Source organism: Dietzia sp. PP-33 (genome assembly GCF_033790845.1).
Classification (GTDB): domain Bacteria; phylum Actinomycetota; class Actinomycetes; order Mycobacteriales; family Mycobacteriaceae; genus Dietzia.
Genome location: NZ_JAMYEI010000002.1, coordinates 212,068 through 231,391 on the forward strand (window position 1 = coordinate 212,068; position 19,324 = coordinate 231,391).

At 71.4% G+C, this 19,324-nt stretch carries 17 protein-coding genes; 10 read left to right on the forward strand and 7 right to left on the reverse strand.

What is annotated here, in order from left to right; translation table 11 throughout:
- The first annotated feature begins 14 nt into the window (after positions 1–14).
- Together NJE57_RS05090 and NJE57_RS05095 are read left to right on the forward strand one after the other, a co-directional pair.
- Positions 15–923 (forward strand): MaoC/PaaZ C-terminal domain-containing protein, encoded by a 909-nt coding sequence (locus NJE57_RS05090; RefSeq protein ID WP_319027317.1) that lies wholly within the window; start codon positions 15–17, stop codon positions 921–923.
- A 169-nt stretch (positions 924–1,092) separates the two neighbouring features.
- Positions 1,093–2,358 (forward strand): PQQ-dependent sugar dehydrogenase, encoded by a 1,266-nt coding sequence (locus NJE57_RS05095; RefSeq protein WP_319027318.1) that lies wholly within the window; start codon positions 1,093–1,095, stop codon positions 2,356–2,358.
- 37 nt (positions 2,359–2,395) lie between these two features.
- Here the strand turns inward: NJE57_RS05095 and NJE57_RS05100 are convergent, their stop codons facing one another.
- Together NJE57_RS05100 and NJE57_RS05105 are read right to left on the reverse strand one after the other, a co-directional pair.
- On the reverse strand, positions 2,396–3,208 hold the full coding sequence (locus tag NJE57_RS05100) for a fructosamine kinase family protein (RefSeq protein WP_319027319.1): 813 nt from the start codon (positions 3,206–3,208) through the stop codon (positions 2,396–2,398).
- Complete coding sequence (locus NJE57_RS05105; protein WP_319027320.1) at positions 3,205–4,524, reverse strand: MFS transporter; 1,320 nt, start codon at positions 4,522–4,524, stop codon at positions 3,205–3,207. The genes NJE57_RS05100 and NJE57_RS05105 overlap by 4 nt, the downstream gene beginning before the upstream one ends.
- 78 nt (positions 4,525–4,602) lie before the next feature.
- On the opposite strand from NJE57_RS05105, the gene NJE57_RS05110 reads away from it, so the two are divergent.
- From NJE57_RS05110 to NJE57_RS05120, 3 genes are all read left to right on the forward strand, one after another.
- Positions 4,603–5,550, forward strand: coding sequence for an SRPBCC domain-containing protein (locus tag NJE57_RS05110; RefSeq protein ID WP_319027321.1), 948 nt, complete (start codon positions 4,603–4,605; stop codon positions 5,548–5,550).
- A gap of 136 nt (positions 5,551–5,686) precedes the next feature.
- The gene (locus tag NJE57_RS05115; RefSeq protein WP_319027322.1) at positions 5,687–6,754 is read left to right on the forward strand and encodes a beta-ketoacyl-ACP synthase III; all 1,068 of its coding nucleotides are present in this window, start codon (positions 5,687–5,689) and stop codon (positions 6,752–6,754) included.
- Between the two features lie 111 nt (positions 6,755–6,865).
- Complete coding sequence (locus NJE57_RS05120; RefSeq protein WP_319027323.1) at positions 6,866–7,957, forward strand: SGNH/GDSL hydrolase family protein; 1,092 nt, start codon at positions 6,866–6,868, stop codon at positions 7,955–7,957.
- 390 nt (positions 7,958–8,347) lie between these two features.
- Here NJE57_RS05120 and NJE57_RS05125 read toward each other — a convergent pair whose 3' ends face one another.
- The 5 genes from NJE57_RS05125 to NJE57_RS05145 form a co-directional block, all read right to left on the reverse strand.
- Positions 8,348–9,646, reverse strand: a complete 1,299-nt coding sequence (locus NJE57_RS05125; RefSeq protein ID WP_319027324.1) for a Dyp-type peroxidase — start codon at positions 9,644–9,646, stop codon at positions 8,348–8,350.
- Positions 9,639–10,247 (reverse strand): copper chaperone PCu(A)C, encoded by a 609-nt coding sequence (locus NJE57_RS05130; RefSeq protein WP_319027325.1) that lies wholly within the window; start codon positions 10,245–10,247, stop codon positions 9,639–9,641. Before NJE57_RS05130 ends, NJE57_RS05125 begins: the two co-directional genes overlap by 8 nt.
- Before the next feature lie 82 nt (positions 10,248–10,329).
- The gene (locus NJE57_RS05135) at positions 10,330–10,983 is read right to left on the reverse strand and encodes a hypothetical protein (protein ID WP_319027326.1); all 654 of its coding nucleotides are present in this window, start codon (positions 10,981–10,983) and stop codon (positions 10,330–10,332) included.
- A gap of 125 nt (positions 10,984–11,108) precedes the next feature.
- Positions 11,109–11,597: an NUDIX domain-containing protein gene (locus tag NJE57_RS05140; RefSeq protein ID WP_319027327.1), complete on the reverse strand. Its 489-nt coding sequence runs from the start codon at positions 11,595–11,597 to the stop codon at positions 11,109–11,111.
- A gap of 117 nt (positions 11,598–11,714) precedes the next feature.
- Complete coding sequence (locus NJE57_RS05145; RefSeq protein ID WP_319027328.1) at positions 11,715–12,944, reverse strand: hypothetical protein; 1,230 nt, start codon at positions 12,942–12,944, stop codon at positions 11,715–11,717.
- A 431-nt stretch (positions 12,945–13,375) separates the two neighbouring features.
- Here NJE57_RS05145 and NJE57_RS05150 point away from each other — a divergent pair, with 431 nt between their 5' ends.
- The 5 genes from NJE57_RS05150 (at position 13,376) to NJE57_RS05170 (ending at position 19,321) form a co-directional block, all read left to right on the forward strand.
- Positions 13,376–14,827: a hypothetical protein gene (locus tag NJE57_RS05150; RefSeq protein WP_319027329.1), complete on the forward strand. Its 1,452-nt coding sequence runs from the start codon at positions 13,376–13,378 to the stop codon at positions 14,825–14,827.
- A 28-nt stretch (positions 14,828–14,855) separates the two neighbouring features.
- Positions 14,856–15,782: a PspA/IM30 family protein gene (locus tag NJE57_RS05155; protein ID WP_319027330.1), complete on the forward strand. Its 927-nt coding sequence runs from the start codon at positions 14,856–14,858 to the stop codon at positions 15,780–15,782.
- A gap of 98 nt (positions 15,783–15,880) precedes the next feature.
- Positions 15,881–17,122: an alpha/beta hydrolase family protein gene (locus NJE57_RS05160; RefSeq protein WP_319027331.1), complete on the forward strand. Its 1,242-nt coding sequence runs from the start codon at positions 15,881–15,883 to the stop codon at positions 17,120–17,122.
- Between the two features lie 37 nt (positions 17,123–17,159).
- Positions 17,160–17,657 carry an SRPBCC domain-containing protein gene (locus NJE57_RS05165; RefSeq protein WP_319027332.1) on the forward strand — a complete coding sequence of 166 codons (498 nt, stop codon included), beginning with the start codon at positions 17,160–17,162 and terminating at the stop codon, positions 17,655–17,657.
- A 125-nt stretch (positions 17,658–17,782) separates the two neighbouring features.
- Positions 17,783–19,321 (forward strand): HNH endonuclease, encoded by a 1,539-nt coding sequence (locus NJE57_RS05170; RefSeq protein ID WP_319027333.1) that lies wholly within the window; start codon positions 17,783–17,785, stop codon positions 19,319–19,321.
- The last annotated feature ends 3 nt before the right edge of the window (positions 19,322–19,324 follow it).

A 19,324-nucleotide genomic window follows, 5' to 3' on the forward strand; every position in this document is an offset into this window, starting at 1 on the left:
GGGTGGATCAGACCGTGGAATACACCACCCTTCCCGCCATTCCGAACCTGCTCGCCCAGTACGGCAAGGCGGCGATCGGCTCCGTGCCCGTGGTGGGTGCCAAGCGCGACGGCACGTCGATGCCCGACAAGGGTGTCGAGGTGGAGGGCGTGCGCGTGGACCCGGCCAACCTGGCCGCCTACGCCCGGGTCTGCGACCTGAGGTTCGGTGACGCCCTGCCGCTGACCTACCCGTTCACCCTGGCCTTCCCGCTGAGCATGCAGCTCATGCTGGACCCGGCCTACCCGGTGCCGGCCATGGGGTCGGTGCACCTGACCAACGAGATCGAGTCCCGCCGCGCCCTGCGGGTGGGAGACGAGCTCTCCGTCCGCGCGCGGGCCGAGAACCTGCGGGAGCACCCCTCCGGGTTGTTGCTGGACATCGTCACGGAGATCCGTACCGGTGACGACGACGAGCCGGCCTGGATCCAGCGGTCGGGCCTGCTCTCCAAGCGCAGGACGTCCCTGACCCCGCCCAAGGACGCGCCGCGCCCGCCGAGGCCCGAGCCGCCCACCGCCGCGGAGATCGGCGACCCCACTGTGGTCAGGCCGGTGTCCGAGTCGCTGATCGCGGAGTACGCGTCGGTGTCCGGTGACCGCAACCCGATCCACGTCTCCAAGGTGGGGGCCAAGGCCTTCGGGTTCCCGAACGTCATCGCCCACGGCATGTGGACGGCCGCCACCATGCTCGGCGTGGTCGAGGGTGCGATCCCCGAGCGGGCGCGGTACTCGGTGGAGTTCGGCAAGCCCGTCGTCCTGCCCGCCAAGCTCGGCGTCTACGCCCGCCGCGGCGCGGGTACGGGCGACCCGGCCTGGTCGCTGACGGTGCGCAACCCGCGCAAGCTCGGGACGGTGCACGCGACGGCCACCATCGAGGAGCTCTAGCTCCCCGCCCGACTCGCACACCGGCGCTCCCGCGCCGACCGAACCCCGGCCATCCGCCCACCGACGGCGGGTGACCGGGGTTCGTCGTCGAACCGGTACCGCGCCCCGCTCTCTGTGCATATGGTCTGTGTCACACCGCAAGTCGACACCCGATACATAGGGAGCCACCGTGCCACTGACCCCCACCCCCCGCTCGACCACTGCCCGTCTCCGTGCCCGTTCACTCGCCGGGGTGGCCGCAGCCGCTGCCGTCGCCCTCACGCTTCCCGCTGTAGCGAACGCCCAGTTCGGATCCCTCGGGTCCGGATCGGCGGGCTTGGTCGACACAGGTTCCGTGCCGCCGGACGTCCTGTTCCCGCCGGAGGTCGGCGTCGGTGCGGGAGAGGGTGTGGAGGTCGTGGAAGGCCCTGGGGTCGCTGTCACCACGGTCCTGGATCAACTCAACATCCCGTGGGACGTGGTCCGGACCCCCGACGGCACCATCCTCACCGGCGAGCGCGGCGGCCGCATGGTGGCCCAGCTCCCGGGCGGTGCCCGTCGGGAGGTGGGGATCGACCTGACCGGACTCGTCCACCAGTCCGAGAGCGGCCTGGTGGGTCTCGCCGTGGACGCCGGCTTCGCCCAGAACCGAGAGATCCACGTCTGCTGGTCGCGAGATGCCGGCGGGACGCGGGACAACCGGGTCACCACGTTCCGGGCCGCCGACGACTGGTCCGAGATGACCAGGGTCCGTGACACCCTGACGGGGATGCCCCTGGGCGCTGAGGGCATCCACAGCGGCTGCCGCCTGCTCACCGCCCCGGACGGGTCGATCTACATCGGCACCGGAGACACCTACAGTGCGACCGGCCCGCAGTCCCTCGAGTCGCTGGCCGGCAAGACGTTGCACATCAACCCGGACGGCTCGCCCGCTACCGGCGACTCGGTGATCCACACCATCGGCCACCGCAACGTCCAGGGCCTGGCGATCCAACCGGGGACCGGGCGCCTCTACTCCGCCGAGCACGGCCCGGACGTCGACGACGAGGTGAACCTCCTCGAGCGCGGTGCCAACTACGGGTGGAACCCGAACGTCGACGGGAGCTACAACCAGAACGTCCCGATGACGGACACTGCGGGGTTCCCGGACGCGGTGGAGGCCGTGTGGTCCTCGGGCGAACCGACACTGGCATCCGCGGACATCGAGTTCCTGCAGGGCTCCGGGTGGGGCGAGTGGGAGGGCGCGTTGGCGATGGCCAACCTCAAGACCCAGAAGCTGGTCCTGCTCCGGCTCTCCGACGACGGACGGTCCGTCGAGGACGCCGCCGTTCTCCTGGAGGGCGAGTTCGGTCGTCTCCGCTCGCTGATGTCCGAGCCGGACGGCTCACTGTTGGTGACCACCTCCGATGCCGACAACCAGGACGAGGTCTTCCGCGTCAGCCCCGCAGCGCTGTAGCAGGGTTTCGCTCCGCGAGGTGCCGTCCGGCGGGTGACTAGAGCCGAAGCACCTGCCGGGCGGCGTCGGCCAACGCGATCGCGTACCCGGCTCCGTGCCCGGCCGAGTGGGTGGCCAGCGGGTGCAGCTGATGGAGGGGCACCCGCTCGCGCCAGCCCTCGCGCAGCGGGTGCTGGTCCTGGTATCCGCGCAGGATCTCCTCCAGGTGCGGCGCCCCGAACAATGCGAGCATGGCCAGGTCGGTCTCGCGGTGCCCGCCATGGGCGGCGGGGTCGATGAGCACGGCCTCCACCCCGGGATGCCCGTCGGCATCCGCGCGAGCGGATGTCCACAGCACGTTGCCGGTCCACAGGTCGCCGTGGAGGCGGGCGGGGGCATCGTCGGGGTGGTCCAGCTCGCCGACCGCGATCCGGTCGCAGGCCCGCTCGACCGCGTCCAGCTCTGCGCCGCCCAGCACGCCCAGGTCCACGGCGATCGCCACGAACGGTCGGACGCGCTGCTCCGCGTAGAACTCACCCCAGGAGGGCGTGGGCCTGCACTCCTGGGGACGGTTGCCGATGAAGCACCGGCCCGCCCAGTCGCCCGCGGGCGCGCCCCACGCGGCGGCCCCGGCCTCGTGCATCCTGGCCAGTGAACGCCCGAAATGCCGAGCCGCTCGCGCGGTGGCGCGACCGGCGGGGATCCTCTCGAGGGTGATCTCGTCGTCGTCGACCCCCAGTACCTCGACCACCCGTGGTCCGCCGGGGGCCGCGGCGAGCCAGTCCAGTCCCGCGGCCTCGTGGCGGAAGAAATCGGCGCCGTGGCGCGACCCCCGTTTGACGAAGCGCTCGGGGCCACCCGTGTCATTCACGCGGGAACCTCCTGTCCGTGATCGGTGTGTCTGCGATCGCTCCGGCCCAGCAGTGGACCGGCCATCACCGCGATGAGCACCCCTCCGACGACCATCGGGGCCACCGTCCAGCGCATCCCAGCGTGCTCGGCGATCAGTCCGACCAGGGGCGGGGACACGAGGAAGCCCATGCGCATGACCCAGTTGAGCACGGCCAACCCGGTCCCCGGGGTCAACCCGGGCACGGAGTCCGCGCCGACCATCGCCCCCGGGATCACGGTGGCGATGCCCCATCCGGCCAGTGCGAAACCCGTGAGCAGGACCACCAGGAGTGCGGGACCGGTGAGGGCGAACGAGGCGAGCAGCGCGGCGCCCGACCCCACCACCACACACAACCCGCCCATGCGACCGACGCGCGCCGCTCCGACGCCCTCGACCAGGCGATCACCGGTGAACCGGCCGATCAGCTGGGCACCCTGGACGGCGATGAAGCCCAGACCCGCCAGCCCGGCACCGGCCGCCGCGACATCGCGCAGATAGAGCGCCGACCAGGTCTGCGCGAAGTCCTCGACGATCTCGGCGCAGCAGGCGAACAGACCCAGCGCCACGAGTAGCAGGAGCGGCCTCCCGCCCGGGATCCGGCGGTACGGGGCGTCTCGCGGTGGGGCGTCGCGCGACGGGGCCTCGCGCCGCGGGTGATCGAGGTCGCGACCGTGCTCGTCCTCGGCGGCCGGTCGGCCCAACCGCAGCGGCAGAGCGGCGAGCGCGGCGAGTGCGCACACCAGACCCGCGCCGACCATCTGCCCCTCCACCGGCACCCCGGCACCCGCCGCCACCGAACCACCCGCCGCACCGAGCACCGCCCCGAGAGACCAGACGGCGTGAAACCGGTTGATCAGCGACGCGCCGTGCCGGACCTGCACGCGGATACCGTGGGCGTTCATCGACACGTCCGTGATGGCATCGGCCACCCCGAACAGCAGCAGCAACCCGGCGAACACCGCCACCACCGGCGAGAACCCGAGAAGCGCCGCCACCAGGGAGGCGACGACCATCATGGCCACCGCCACGGCCCCGTCCGAGCGCCTGCGCATGAGGGCGGGCGAGAACAGCCCGCCCACCAGCGCACCGGCCGGGTAACACGCCATCGCCAGACCGAACCCCGCCGGCCCCAGGTCGAGCGCGTCCTTGAGGTCGGGCAGCCGGGGCACGATCGCGCCGAATATCGCGCCGTTCGCCGCGAAGAGCAGGGCGGTGGCGGCCACCGGGCCACGGGCGTGGCCACGGGCGTCTGTCCCGCGTCCGCCGGACTCCGCCGCCCCTCCCGTCGAGATCACGACCGACAGAGTACGTCCCACACCCACGCCGGTAGCGTTGGCTGCGGTAACGGGCGGACGGGCGGGCAGGAGCGCGATATGTACGGGGTGACGGCAGAGATCGAGGCCAGGGACGACAGCCGCCACGTGGTGTGCAGCGTGCCGCTGCCGGTGGCGCCGGACGTGGTGTGGGACGCGGTCTCGACCGGCGAGGGCATCTCCTCGTGGTTCGTGCCGTGCGCCCTGGAACCGCAGGTCGGCGGTCGGATCGTGCAGTTCGCCGACCCCGGTGCCCCCGATCCCACGACCGGGCCGGAGGCCGCCGCCGAGGCGATGCTCACCGCGACCGTCGGCGAGATCACGGTCTTCTCGCCCCCCTCCGGCAGCGCACCGGGGGAGTTCACCTTCGAGGAACGGGACTGGATGGGTGAGGGGATCCCGGTGCCCCCGTGGACGACCTCCTGTGAGGTCGTCGACGACGGCGAGGGCGGCACCGTGCTGACCCTGCGGTCGGGGTTCGCCTCCGGCGGACAACTCGCGGAGGAATCGGTCGACGGCAGCGTCAGCGGGTGGAGCCAGTCCCTCACCGTGCTGGCCCATCGCCTCACCCACCGGCCCGCCGACGGCGTGGTGACCGTCCACGCGGCCACCGACCCCGTCGCGGCGTCGGTGCCCGACGTGTGGTCCCGGGTGCTCGGGGCCCTGGTGGCCCCCGCATCCGGCACCGGCACCGGCGCCGACAGCGGTAGCGGCGCGGTCGCCCGGTCCGGGGAGGTCGGGGGCATCGTCGCGACGGAGTCACTGGCCTCCGCCCTGATCGTGCTCTCCGCCCCGGTGGACGGGGTGATCGAGCTCTACGTGTTCCCCGCCGGGGACACGCCCGAGGACGCCCAGGGCAGTGCCGCGGTGGCCGTACGCGCGTACGAGTACGTGGACGCCCCGGGCGGCTCCGGCTCGCCCCTCGGCGCCGCCGCCGTCGACGGGGTCGAGCCGACCTGGGACGCCGAACGCTGGCGCCGGTGGCTCGACGGGCTGGTCGCGGGCTGAACCGGGGGTAGCGACCGAACGGCGACGAAACATCACCGTCTGGTGCGACGATGTCCACCGAGACAGCAGTACTGTGGCCGGAGCACGAGCCGTGAACCGACCACGAGCCGGCACACCGACGAGGAGCACCATCCGTATGGCGGACACCAACGACACCGTGACCATCGCGACCGGCGAGGGCACGTCCGGCACGACCCTGCTGGGGATCGGCGCCTACCGTCCACGTCGCGTGGTGAGCAACGAGCAGATCTGCGAGACGATCGACTCGACCTCCGAGTGGATCTACGAGCGCTCCGGCATCCTCAACCGCCACGTCGCGGAGCCCGACGAGACGATCGTCTCCATGTCCAGCGAGGCCGCGAAGAAGGCCGTGACCTCCGCCGGCATCGACCCCGAGGTCGTCGACGCGGTGATCGTGTGCACCTCGACCAACTGGACCCAGGTGCCGCACGCCGCCCCGCAGGTGGCCACCGACCTCGGCCGCAACGGCATCGCCGCGTTCGACCTGACCGCCGGTTGCGCGGGGTTCGGCTACGGCCTGGCCGTGGCCACCAACATGATCCGCGGCGGTGGCGCACGATACGTCGTGGTGGTGGGCGTGGAGAAGATGAGCGACGGCATCGACTACTCCGACCGCAACACCTCGTTCATCTTCGGTGACGGCGCCGGCGCCGTCGTGGTGGGCCCGTCGGAGACCAACGACATCAGCCCGGTGGTCTGGGGTTCCGACGGCGAGAAGGGCGACGCCATCCGGCAGACCAAGGACTTCAAGCAGTACGTGGACGAGGTGGACGCCGCTGCCGCCGACGGGCGTGACGAGGCCGTGATCCAGCCGTTCCTGACGATGGACGGCTCCAAGGTGTTCCGCTGGGCCGCCGTGCAGGTCTCCAAGGTGTGCGCCCAGACGCTGGAGACCGCGGGCGTGACCGCGGAGCAGATCCAGGCGTTCATCCCCCACCAGGCCAACGGCCGCATCAACTCCGCGATGGCCAAGCACCTCGGCCTCTCGGAGTCCGTGGCGATCGCCAACGACATCGAGCAGACCGGCAACACCTCGGCCGCCTCGATCCCGCTGGCCATGGAGGCCATGCTGCGCGACGGCGAGGCCGAGCCGGGCCAGGTCGCGCTGTGCATCGGCTTCGGTGCGGGCCTGTCCTACGCAGGCCAGGTCGTGCGCCTGCCGGCCGCGCCGCCCGCCGCCTGACAACCCGCCCCCCTCGCCGCCTCTCATCCAGAGGCCCACCGCGGCCCCGGCTCACCCGAGCCGGGGCCGCAGCTGCCCCTCATGGACAGGTGTTCATGAGACAGTGCTCTCATGCGCACCTCCCGTCTCCGTCGCCCGGAACGCACACCCGTCCGCGTCGCCGCCGTGGCGGCCACGGCCGTCCTGCTGACCGCCCTCACCCCCACCGGCGCGGCCCAGGCGGCCCCGGGCATCCCCGCCGCTCCCCCGTCCACGGGGTCCTCCGCCGAGCAGGCAGCCGGATCCGCGAACACGCTCGGGCAGAACGTGGCGGGCCAGGTCAGCGGCACGGGAATCGGCCCCTCTGTCCTGACGGGACCGGGCACGGGTCCGGCACGCTACGTGGCGTTGGGCGACTCGTACGCCGCGGTCGGCCGGGTGGCCCCGGGCTCATGGGGTGCCGGGCCGGTCGCGTGTGTGCGGACCGACGACGCCTATCCCACGGTCGTGGCGCGGGAGCTCGGTGCGGGCACCTTCGTCAACGCCACCTGCGGTGGGGCCGTGGCGGACGACTTCAGCGAGACCGGGCGAACCGGGGCCCCGCCGCAGTTCGACGCCCTCGACGCCCGGACGGATCTGGTCACGATGACCATCGGCGGCAATGACGCGGGATTCGCGGCGGTGATCCTCGCGTGTGCACTACGGCCGAACGTCGCACCAGAGTTCCTCCCGGCCGTCGATGCCGCCACCGGGACGATCACCGAGGACTTCGACACCACCACCGGGTGCGCTGACGTGATCGACCGCCAGGCCGCGCAGGCACTGGAGACCCTCGACGGGCGTATGGACTCCGTGTACGCAGAGATCGCCCGCCGTTCGCCCGACGCCCGCGTGGTGACCGTGGGGTACCTGTCCGCGATGCCCGACGACCAGACGGTGGTGGCCTCCCCCGACTGTGCACCGTTCCTGGCGATCTCCGAGGCCGAGCGGGACAAGGTCCGCGGGTTCCAGGAGAGCATCAACCGCGTGGTCCGGGACGCAGCCGAGCGCAACGGGGCGACCGTCGTGATCCCCGACGAGCCGGGACACTCGATGTGCACTCCCGCCGAGACCCGCTGGGTGGATCTCACCGGCCTGCAGACCGCATCCGTGCCCGTGCACCCCACATCCGCCGGACACGCTCATGTGGCCGACCGGGTACTCGCCGCGCTGGCTCAGGGGTAGCGCACCCTCCTGCAGCCACTGCAGCCACCGAGGACCGAAGCGCATGTCCAGGGCGTGCGTCCAGGGCGTCGGTCCAGGGCGTGCGTCCAGCGGTCGCCGGCCCCGTGGAGCACAGCGGAGTTCCTCGGAGGCGCACCGGCCAACGGCGCCGCGTTCCACCCCACTGCCCTGCGCCAGCAGGCCATGGCCGACGCAGTAGCGGCGGTGCTCTGACGCGGTCCGCTCCCGGGCCCAGCCGGCCTTAGCCAGCTGCCCCGCCACAGCCGCTCCCGGCGATGAACTCCAGCGTGTACCGAAGTTCACGCGCGAGTTCATCGACGGGAGCGGCTGTAGTGCAGGAGTACATGCGCTGGAGCGGATGCTCGAAGGCGGGTGCGGGCGCGCGGGCGCTCACCCCTCGAACAGCCCCTGACCGACGTACCCACCCTCGGGCGCGCCGGGCGGGAGCGCGAAGACCGCCGACCCGATCGGGACGGTCCAGGTGTTGAGCGCGTCCTGCTCGGCGAGCCGCCGCTGGACCGGCACGAACGTGCGTACCGGGTCGGCCTGGTAGGCGGTGAAGATCAGCCCGCTGTTGCTGATCTCGCCCCGCTCGGGTGGGTCGTCGTAGTTGTACGGCCGCCGGAGCATGGCCTCGCCGCGGTCGCGCTGCCGGGCCCGGGCCATGTGCGACTCGGGCGGGATCACCGGCAGCCCCACCTCGTCGAGGGCCTCGAAGTCGGCGGGGTCGTGCTCGGCCGTACCGGTGAGCGGGGCACCGGTACCCAGCCGTCGCCCCATACTCAGCTCGCGCGAGGTGCGGTCGATCTCCTCCCAGGTGTCCATGGTCATGCGGATGCGCCGCAGGACGAGCGAGGACCCGTCTCGCATCCAGCGTTGATCCTGCCCGTCTGGCGAGCTGCCGTCGGAGAACAGGATCTGGTCGATGTCCACGTCCTGCTCGCCGGGGTTGACCGTGCCGTCGATCTGTCCGAACAGGTTGCGCTGGGTGCGTCCGGTCGGGTCGGTGCCCACGGCCTTGCGGAACCCGCGCTGCGACCACCTCTGCTCGGCCACCCCTCGCACGCCGGCGGCCAGGACCCGGGCGGCGTGCGAGACGATCAGCGGGTCGTCGGCACAGATCTGCAGCAGCAGGTCCCCTTCTGACCACCGCTGCTCCAGCTGGTCGATCTGCGGGAACGGCGGCACCTGCCGCAGCCACGACGGCCGCCGTCCGGGCATCCGCACCGCGTCGAAGAACCCCGGGCCCATGCCGATGGTCACCGTGAGCCGAGCCGGGTCCTGCGCCAGCTCGGGTTCGAGGTCGGCCAGTCCGCCCCGGCCCGAGGTGAGCCGGGCGGCGTCCTGGGACCAGGCCCGCAGGACGCCCTGGATCTCGGCGCGGGTCGCCCCCGGCGCGATGTCGAACCCCACGAACGCGGCGTGCGATTGCGGCGGCGTGGTGATGCCGGCCTGGCGTGCGCCGTGGAACGACTCGGTGGTCGCCCCCACGACGCGCGAGTCGGCGACGGTCTTCCAGTCCGGGACCGCGTTGTCGTCGTCGTCCAGGGCCGCGCGCCCGGCGTATCCGGCGGCGCCACCGACCGCGCCACCGACCAGGCCACCCCCGACGACGCCACCGACCACGGCTCCGGCACCGCGGGTGAGCACCGACCGCCGGGACAGCCCGCGGGAGGCGTCGTCAGCCATCGTGGCTCATGCCCCCGGTGCCGCCGTTGTTCATGCCGGCGTCCCCGCCGACGTCACCGCCGTGGTCGCCGCCGACGTACTCCTCCTCGCCGCCGGAGAAGTCGCGCGCGGAGACGGTGACGTCCTGCTCGGCCCCTCCGGAGAACTCGAGCGTCAGCGTGATCTGCTGGCCGGTGGTGATGGGCAGGTCCAGATCCATCAACATGATGTGGTTGCCGCCGGGCTCCAGGATCAGCTCGCCACCGGCGGGGATCACGAAGCCGTCCTCCTTCTCCTGCATCATCATCCCGCCGCCGCCGGGGACGGTCTCGTGCAGTTCGGCGCGCGCGGCGAGCTCGTCGGAGACGCCGGTCAGGTGGACGTCGGTCTCGCCCGGGTTGCTGATGGTGCCGAAGACCCCGGTCATGCCGGAGTCGGTGGCCTTGGCCCAGCCGTCCTCGACGGTCACGACGGTGGTGGTCTCGGCGGCGGTCTCGACGCTGGTGGTCTCGTCGGAGGCACCGGCGGAACCGGTGGACTCGTCGGTGGAGCAGGCCGTCGTCGCCAGGGCGAGGGTCAGTGCGGTGGCCGCTGCGAGGGCGGCACGGGTGTGGGAACGCATGGGTGTGTCAGTCCTTGGTGTGGTGTGTGAGGACGCCCGGCAGCGCGTGGCGCGGGCGGTGCGGGCGGTGCGGGAGTTGGGGTCACACAGCCACGGGCGGTGCCCGGGTACCTCCGCGGGACAGGAGGAACTGCTCGCGCGGGGCGCCGGCGTCGTAGGAGGAGACGAGCGGGGCGACGACGACGAGGTGGACAGCCCCCAGGAGCGGCGTCACCCGCGCCGCGACCCAGGCAAGGGTGCCGGACAGGATCCCCACCAGGGCGAGCGTGAGGGCGATGGCGGCCAGGTGGGCGCCCAGCATCCCGGGGGTCAGCAGGGTCGCCGGGGAGGCGACCGCCCCGGATCCCGCACCATCCGTGGCACCGTCCATGGCGGCACGGACGAGGGCGGGATCAGTCAGGTGGTGACCGAGCGCGGCGTGCGCGGACCCGCTCGCCGACGGGTGCGTGTGCCCCGATGCCAGGACGAGGTGGACGATCCCCTGCCCCGCGATCAGTCCCGCCGCGGCGATGAGCATCGGCGGCCGGTGCCGGGCGATGGACGCGGCGGCCGCGCCCACTGCGGCGCTCGCGGCCGCGACCAGCAGGACCTGGCCCGCGCCCGGGGCAGCAGCGCCCGTTCCGGCGGCCAGCCCGTGGGCGGCGATGCCGAACACCGCGCTGACCACCGCTACGACGATCCCGACGAGCCCGGTCACCACGGGTGGGACCTCGGCTCGGACGCGGTCGGCGGGCATGACCCGATTCTAGTTCGCGGGCACGGGGCGGACCTATCCGCTGTGGGCGGGCCCACTATCGGAGGGTTCCGGGCTCAGTTCGACACAGTGTTCAGTTTGATTCTGTGTTCAATTCGACACAGTGCTCAGTTTGACTCTGTGGCCAGCTCGATCCGGGCGCGTTCCTCGTCGGCCAGACCCGCCTCGATCCGGGCGAGCATGTGAGGGCGCATCTCGGGCAGGTCGTCGATCGCGAACCACCGGACGTCGGTGTTCTCGCCGTCGGCGGGGTGGGGGTCGCCGTCCAGGTAGGTGCAGGCGAAGGTGTGGTCGAGGTACTGCGCGCGGTCGCCGTTGGCGTAGGTGACCATCCGAGAGACGCCGATGGACGCGACGCGGTCCACGCGGATGCCCACGGCGGCTTCCTCCCGCGCTTCCCTGACCGCCGCCTCGGCGGGATGCTCACCGGGGTCGACTATTCCGGTGACGGGGGTCCACCAGCCGTTGTCGGCGCGGCGGACCAGGAGCACGCGGGCTCTTTCGGGGTCTCGGATGACCGCGGTCGCTCCTGCGAGCCAGAGCGGTGCGGTGCCCACGTGACGGCGGAGCTCGAGGACGAAGTCCGGGATGGTCATGTCCACGATCGTATCCGGGGGTTGAAATGGCGGATCCCCCGCCGACCGTGTGGTCGACGGGGGATCGCCGGAGAGCTATCCGGTCGCTGACTCAGTCAGCGTGGATGGGGCAGAACCTCAGTTCTGCTCCTCCTCGGGCTCGCACTCATCCTGCTCCATGGAGCCGTTGTTCTTGAGGAAGTCGATTCCCTCCTGCGGCAGGTTGCAGACGATCCCCACGTCGATCGAGGGGAGCGGCGGCAGGTTGACGCCGCCGGAGACGGCGAGGCCGATGCCGATGCCGGCAGCAGCGAGCGAGCCGACTGCGAGCAGGCTTCCGGCGTCGACGGAGCCGGCCTCGGAGGAGCCGGCCTCGCCGAGCGAACCCTCGATGATGACGTCGCCCGAGTCGGAAACCGATCCGAGGTCCGAGGAACCGGCCGTGATCGCGTCCAGGATGCCCTCAAGCGAGCCGCCGTCGAGCGAGTCCGAATCGGAACCGGTCTCACCGAGCGAGCCGTCTGCCAGCGAACCGGCATCCGAAGCGGTATCAAGCTCATCCGAACCAGCATCAGAACCGGTGGTGAGCTCGTCCGAACCGGCATCCGAACCGGTGGTGAGCTCGTCCGAACCGGCATCCGAACCGGTCTCACCGAGCGAACCGTCGGCCAGCGAACCGGCATCCGAAGCGGTATCAAGCTCATCCGAACCAGCATCAGAACCGGTGGTGAGCTCGTCCGAACCGGCATCCGAACCGGTCTCACCGAGCGAACCGTCGGCCAGCGAACCGGCATCCGAAGCGGTATCAAGCTCATCCGAACCGGCATCCGAACCGGTGGTGAGCTCGTCCGAACCGGCATCCGAACCGGTGGTGACGTCCTCCAGCGATCCGTCAAGATCGTCGGAACCGGCGTCCGAACCGGTGAAGATGTTGGTGAGCGAGCCGGCGCCGAGCTCATCCGAACCGGCATCGGAACCGGTGGTGAGCTCGTCCGAACCGGTCTCACCGAGCGAACCGTCGGCCAGCGAACCGGCATCCGAAGCAGTGCCGAGCTCGTCCGAACCGGCATCCGAACCGGTTCCCAGCTCATCCGAGCCAGCGTCGGAGCCGGTGCCCAGCTCATCCGAGCCGGTGCCGAGCTCAGAAGAGCCCCCGCCCTCGATGCCCTCCAGCGAACCGGTCAGCGGGCTGTCGGCACCGGTCGAACCGACGAAGAGGTCGAGACCGAGGTCGACGGAGCCGCCGAGCAGCTCAGTGCCGAGACCGAGGTCGAGGAGCTCACTCTGAGCGTTGGCGACACCCGGCATGGAGCCGAGCGCGAGTCCGGAGGCGGCGATGACGGCGATCATCCGCTTGGTGTTCTTCATAGGAATTGCCTTCCTGTTGTTGGTGACGACCCAGCGACCCGGGTTCCCCCCTTGTCGCCCGGTCCGGCGCGCAGCCCTGGGGCCACCCACCGTCGGATCGTGTCACCACCCTATCGAGCAATTTTCCGGACTTGTTACACGAAGTCTCGTTTAGGCACAGGTAATACCCAGCCGCGTCTGTGCCCCCAAGCCCCGAGGTCCGGACGATCACCGCTGCTGGAGCGCCCCTACCCTCCCACCACCTCGGCTTATGCAAACCTTAATAAATAAGCTCCGGTTCATACTGTACTGCTCGCGGGTTCAGATAGTGACGTTGATCACTTCCCAATAATTCTGAGCCGACTCGCCGTCGACAACCCAACCCCGGGGCTCCCACTATGAGTGAATGTGAGGCTACCCTCGGATAAATCCGACCCCGATCCAGGAGCGACATGACACCGAACAGCACCGGAGTTCAGTTCCCCACCGACTCGTCCGGGAACCGCTCGACCGGGCGGCTGGCCAAGCAGGTCGTCGCCGACGCGCTCGCCACAGTGGACCCGTCAGCGGCCGAGCGGGTCCCCGCGATCAAGGATTGGCGCAAGGGCTACATCCAGCCCTTCACTGAGCTGGTCAGTGTCGGCGTGGCCGACTCCGCCACGTGGGACGGAGTGGCCAGGGCGGCCCTCGACGCCCTGCAGTCCAGGATGGTCGGTGTCCACGAGGTCGACGGGCGGACGGTCGAGACCCCGATGTCGGACTACCTCGCCGTCGTCACATCCCGATCCACCCCGGGCACCGAGACGATCCAGGGCACGGCGACCCCCGCCCGCGAGCTGTCCATCCCCTACCGCGGCGAGGAACTGACCGGCGCGGACCTACGCGACCGGCTGGACCAGTGGGTCGACGCCGGCGTGATCGAACCCAGCTGCGCGGACGCCCTCAGACTGGTGCAGGACAACCCCGAGTGGCTCTCGCTGCCCGGCCGGGCGATGCTCGTCCTTGGCCTGGGCTCGGAGATGGGCCCCGCCGGCCAACTCCTCAAGTGGGGCGCCGACGTCCTGGGCGTGGACCTGCCGTCGAGCCCGGTGTGGGACCGGTTCCGCGATGAGTCCTCCACGTTCGCCGGCAGGCTCCACATCCCGACCGACGCCGACGGCCGGGCGGGCATCGACCTGCTGACCCAGCTGCCGGAGCTCGCCGCCTGGGCCCGGGCCGCCGCCCCCGCCCCGCTCACCGTGGGCAGCTACTTCTACGCCGACGGCGGGACCCACGTCCAGCTCTCGTCCGCGGCCGACGCCCTCGTCGTGGATCTGTTGAAGGACGGGACCGCCGACGCGCTGGCCTACCTCGCCACCCCCATGGACACGTTCGTGGTCCCGTCCGACGTGCGGCAGGCCTCCGACGCCGCGCTCGCGGCGCGCAAGACCACCGACATCAAGAAGGTCTTCGGCACCCTGACCCGCGGGAAGCTCTTCCGCCGCAACTACGAGCCAGGCAGCGGCCCGACGGTGCACGACGCGCTGGTCCCCCAGCAGGGCCCCAACTACACGCTCGCCAAGCGGGTCCAGCGCTGGCGCGCCACCACCGCGTTCGCGGACGGCCACACCGTCTCGGTCAACGTCGCCCCCGCCACCGACACGCACTCGGTCACCAAGAACAAGATCCTCGCGGCCACCTACAAGGGGGCGCATGCTTTCGGTATCGAGATCTTCCACCCCCCTACCTCCTCTGCCCTGCTCGCCGCCCTGATGGTGCACGACCTCAACGTGGGTCGGCCGGACGTGGCCGTCCAGTGGGAGCACGAGTCCTACGGGGCGGCCTCGGGCGGACTGTGGCGTCAGCCCTACCTGCCGCGGACCGCCCTGCCGGTCGCCGCGCTGCTCGGTACCGTCAAGAGGTAGCACCCGCCGCGACACAAAGGACCCCGTCATGCCGAACCCGTTCTCCAAGGGCTGGAACTACTTCAAGGCCTCACTCGACAAGAAGGTCGACGACAACGCGGATCCCAAGATCCTCGTCCGCCAGGCCATGGACAACGCCCGGCAGCAGCACAAGTCGGTCTCCGACCAGGCGGCCGCGGTGATAGGCAACGCCAAACAGCTCGAGATAGCGATGGCTACCAAGTCCCGGCAGCTCGACGAGGTGCAGGGGCAGATCCGGCAGACCCTGCAGGTGGCCGAATCCGCGCGGGCCGAGGGCGACTCCGCCAGGGCCGCCCAGTTCGACACGCAGGCCGAGCAGCTGGCGGGCCGTTTGGTCACGCTGGAGCAGGACCTGGACAACACCCGCCAGCTGCACGGACAGGCGGTCCAGGCGGCGGAGCAGGCCAAGCAGGCGGTGAAGGAGTCCGATCAGCGGCTGCGCGAGACGCTGGCCCAGGAGGATCAGCTCCTGCTGCAGGCCACCCAGGCCGAGATGCAGCACCGCACCGTCGACTCCATGTCCTCACTGGAGGGCGCCGGCGGCGGGAACTCACCGACGTTCGACGAGATCAGGGCCAAGATCGAGGGGCGCTACACCACGGCGCTCGGCAAGCAGGAACTCGCCGAGGCTACCGGCGGCCCGTCGACCGCCCAGCTCGACGCCGCCGCGTTCACCCGCGAGTCGGAGGGCAAGAGCAAGCTCGAGCAGATTCGCGCGTCCATGGGCCTGAGCGGTGGCGACGCGGCCGTGGAGGGCTCCGGCTCACCGGCCGGCACGGACCGCCAGCTGACCGAGGGCGAGGCAGGCCCCGGTGACGCAAGCGACGGGGATCCCACCGAGCACAGGACCCCGACGGACCCGGAGGAGGCGACTCCGCAGCCGGGCGCCTCCGACCTCTCCGGCCCCACCCTGCCCCGGGACACCAGGGAGTAACGGGTCGCGCGCGGCGGGGTGCGCGAACTATCGTCGTGAGGTCGCCGTCTCGGGTCAGTTCGACGGTCGCATCCCGTCCCGCTCGACCTAGGAGCCCCGTGTCCCACCGCCGCTCGCCCTCCGCACACCGCTCGTTCGCGCCGGGGCTCTCCCGGGCGCTCGTCCCGGCCCTGGCCCTCGTGCTGCTCGGGGGTACGGCGGCACCGGCCGTCGCGCAGTCACTGCCGGGCTCGTCGGGTTCCTCGGGCAACATCGGCTCGATCAACGACGTGGGCGGCAGCGTCGACCCGTCCAGCGCTGGCGCCGGTTCGGCGACCATCGGTTCGACCGGGTCCACCGGGACGAACTCGCTGGCGGGTCTCGGAACCCTGCCGCCGCTGGGCACCGGGTCGCAGAACACCCTGGCCACCCCGCCGATCGGGATGGAGGCCGAGCCGGTCACCGTCTCCGAGGTCCGGCACAGGGAGATCGGTGACCCGCGCGTGGCCGGTGGCGACACCCGCTTCGAGCGCTGGTGGATCGCGTCGGAGTCCATGAACCGCGTCCTGCCGGTGGAGATCTGGCGGCCCGCCTCGGACGCCCCGGCGCCGATGCTCTACCTCCTGGACGGTGTCGACTCGCCGTCACCCAGCGGGTGGCTCCTGCCGGGCAACGTGCAGGACGCCTTCGCCGGAGAGCACGTCACCCTGGTCATGCCGGCGCGCGCCGACGGCTCGCTACATGCGGACTGGCAGAACGACGACCCAGTCCTCAGCCGCAACAAGTGGCAGACCTTCCTCACCGAGGAGCTCCCGCCGCTGCTCGAATCGGGCGAGCTCCCGTTCACCGGCACGCGCGGCGTGGCCGGCCTGTCGATGGGAGCGGCCAGCGCGGTGACCCTCGCCGAGCACCGACCGGACCTGTACTCCGCCGTCGGAGCGATCGCCGGGTGCTACACCGCCCGCGATGACCTCGGATTCCTGCTGGCCAAGATCGTCACCGAGACCCGGGGCGGCACCATCTCCAACCTGTGGGGTCCGCGGACCGACCCGGCCTACGCCGAGAACGACGGAGTGCTCCACGCCGAGGAATTGCGCGGTAAGACCCTGTACTTCGCCACCGCGACGGGTATGCCCGACGCCACCGAGTGGGACCGCAACGGCCGCGATCTGCTCCGGTTCACCCAGGGCACCGGGCTGGAGATCGCCACCCACGCCTGCACGGTCGAGATGGACCGGCGACTGGACGATCTCGGCATCCCCGCGCGCGTGGACTACCTGCCCACCGGCCTGCACAACTGGGACAACTTCGGCCGGTTCATCGCGCCGATGCGCGATACGCTGATGCCGGCGCTGCGCTGACAGGCCTGTGGCGCCTCACCGCTCGCGAGGAGACGCCATGTCCACCACGCCCACGGCCTCCGGCCATCTCGACGACTCGGGTGCGGTCGTGTTCTCCCGCCGCCTGCCCGTATCCCGTGAGCAGGCATGGGCCGCCGTCACCGACCCGGCCCGCACGGCCCGGTGGATCGGCCCGTGGTCGGGCGACCCGGCGTCCGGCACCGTCCAGCTCACGATGACCGCCGAGGAGGGCGACCCCGTCGACGGGGTCGAGGTGGTGACCTGTGACGCGCCGACCCTCCTCGTCGTCAGGACCGGCGGCCCGGACGGGTGGCTTCTCACCGTGAGGATCGAGGGCGACGACGACGAGGCCGTCCTCTCCCTGGAACAGGACATCGCAGACGCCGAGTCCGCATCCGACATCGGTCCCGGTTGGGATTTCTACCTTGACCGGTTGGTCGAGGCGGAGGCGGGCAGGGATCCGGACGCGCTGCGCTTCGAGCCCGACTACCACCCCGGCCTGTCCGGTTACTACCGCGATCTCCTGGGCGGCTGACTCCGCCGGGCACCAGTTCGACCCCACCGGCGCAGGTGAAGGCGCCGTGTCGGACCCCCTTGCTACGGTTTTCCCATATCGAACACACGAGCGATCGGGTGGCGCACCGGGAAGGGGTGAGGCAGGTGGCGACAGAACGCGGGTCCGGGATCGGGGCGGCCGGGATGGCCGCTCTCGACGCGCTCCGGGCCGAGAACCGCGCCGCCGCCGCCCGACTTCGGGCCTGCCACGAACTCCTGGAACTGTGCGAGGAGGAGCAACTGGTCCGCGACCTCGAGGCCGGCTACTACGATCCCGACGGTCCGGAGCGCCCGCGCGACCCCGCAATACTCGACCCCTTTGTCGTCGCCTGCGCGGAACTGGTGGCAGCCTACGGCGTCCACCACCACCGCGCGTCGGCGATGCTCTCACTGGCCAGGGACCTCGTGACCGGGTTCCCGGCGATCGTCGAGGCGATGGAGTCCGGCCTACTGGACGAGCGCACGGCGGGGATGCTCGTCCGACAGATGAGGACGGTCGACCCCTCCGTCCTGGACGCCGTTCACCGCCTGGTCGTGGACTGGTTGCTGGACTCCATCGAGTCGGGCGAGCGGCCTGGCCGAAACGCGATACTGGCCAAGACCGACAGCATCATCGCGGCCTTCGACCCGGAGGGGGTCCGGGCCCGGTGCACCGCCGCGGCGCGTGAGCGTCGGGTCAGCGTGCGGCGCGGGGTTGACGGCATGTCCGAGCTGCGTGCTCACCTCACCTCGACCGAGGCGACAGCGATCCACGACGTGCTGGAGGGCGCCGCCCGTGAGCGGCTCGACCGCGCCAAGGAAGCCCGCATCGACGCCGTCCTGCGCGGCACCGGGCAGCCGTACGATCCGCACGCTCGTACCCGCGCCGAGCATCGCGCTGACGCGCTGGTCGACGCGATCCTCGGCACGGGCGACCAGAGCGACGGGCCCGATCATCCCGGGACCGCCCCCGCGCCGCGGATCCGTCCGACCATCACGATCCTGGCCCCGCGCACACCGGGCGAGGAACCGGAGGTCTACCTCCCGCGGGGTGGGCCGGCGTCGATCGACGCGCTCATCGCCCTGCTCGCCCGCAGCGTGGGCGCGCACATCTCGCTACCCGATCCCGAGGCCGGAGCCGCGGACTCCGCCGCCGGTGCGCGCCGCTACCGGATCAGCGCGGAGCTCGCCCGCCGGATCCGCCTCCGTGACGGCACCTGCCGGCACCCCGGCTGCTCGGTCCCCGCAGAGGACTGCGATGTGGATCATGTCGTCCCCTTCGACCACTCGGACCCGGGTCACGGCGGACAGACAGTGGAGGCCAACCTCATGTGCCTGTGCCGAAGCCACCACAGGTTCAAGACCTTCCACACCTGGTACTACCAGCTCCTGCGGGACGGGACACTGGTGATCGCCACCGAGAGTGGCCACACCATCACCACTCACCCCGACGGCCCCCTGGCACAGTGGCGGGACCGGACGAGAAACGGATCCGAACCGCCTCCCGAACCCGGCTCCGCCGAGCGGCCCTGGCTCCGTCCGCGGCCCCTCAGCACCTACTGGTACCGGCGAGCGTGCCGGCTCGCGGCCGAGCGTCGCGAGAACGCGGCGGCGGCGCGTGACGACGGGCCGGACGTCCACGACCACGACCCTCCGCCCTTCTGACGA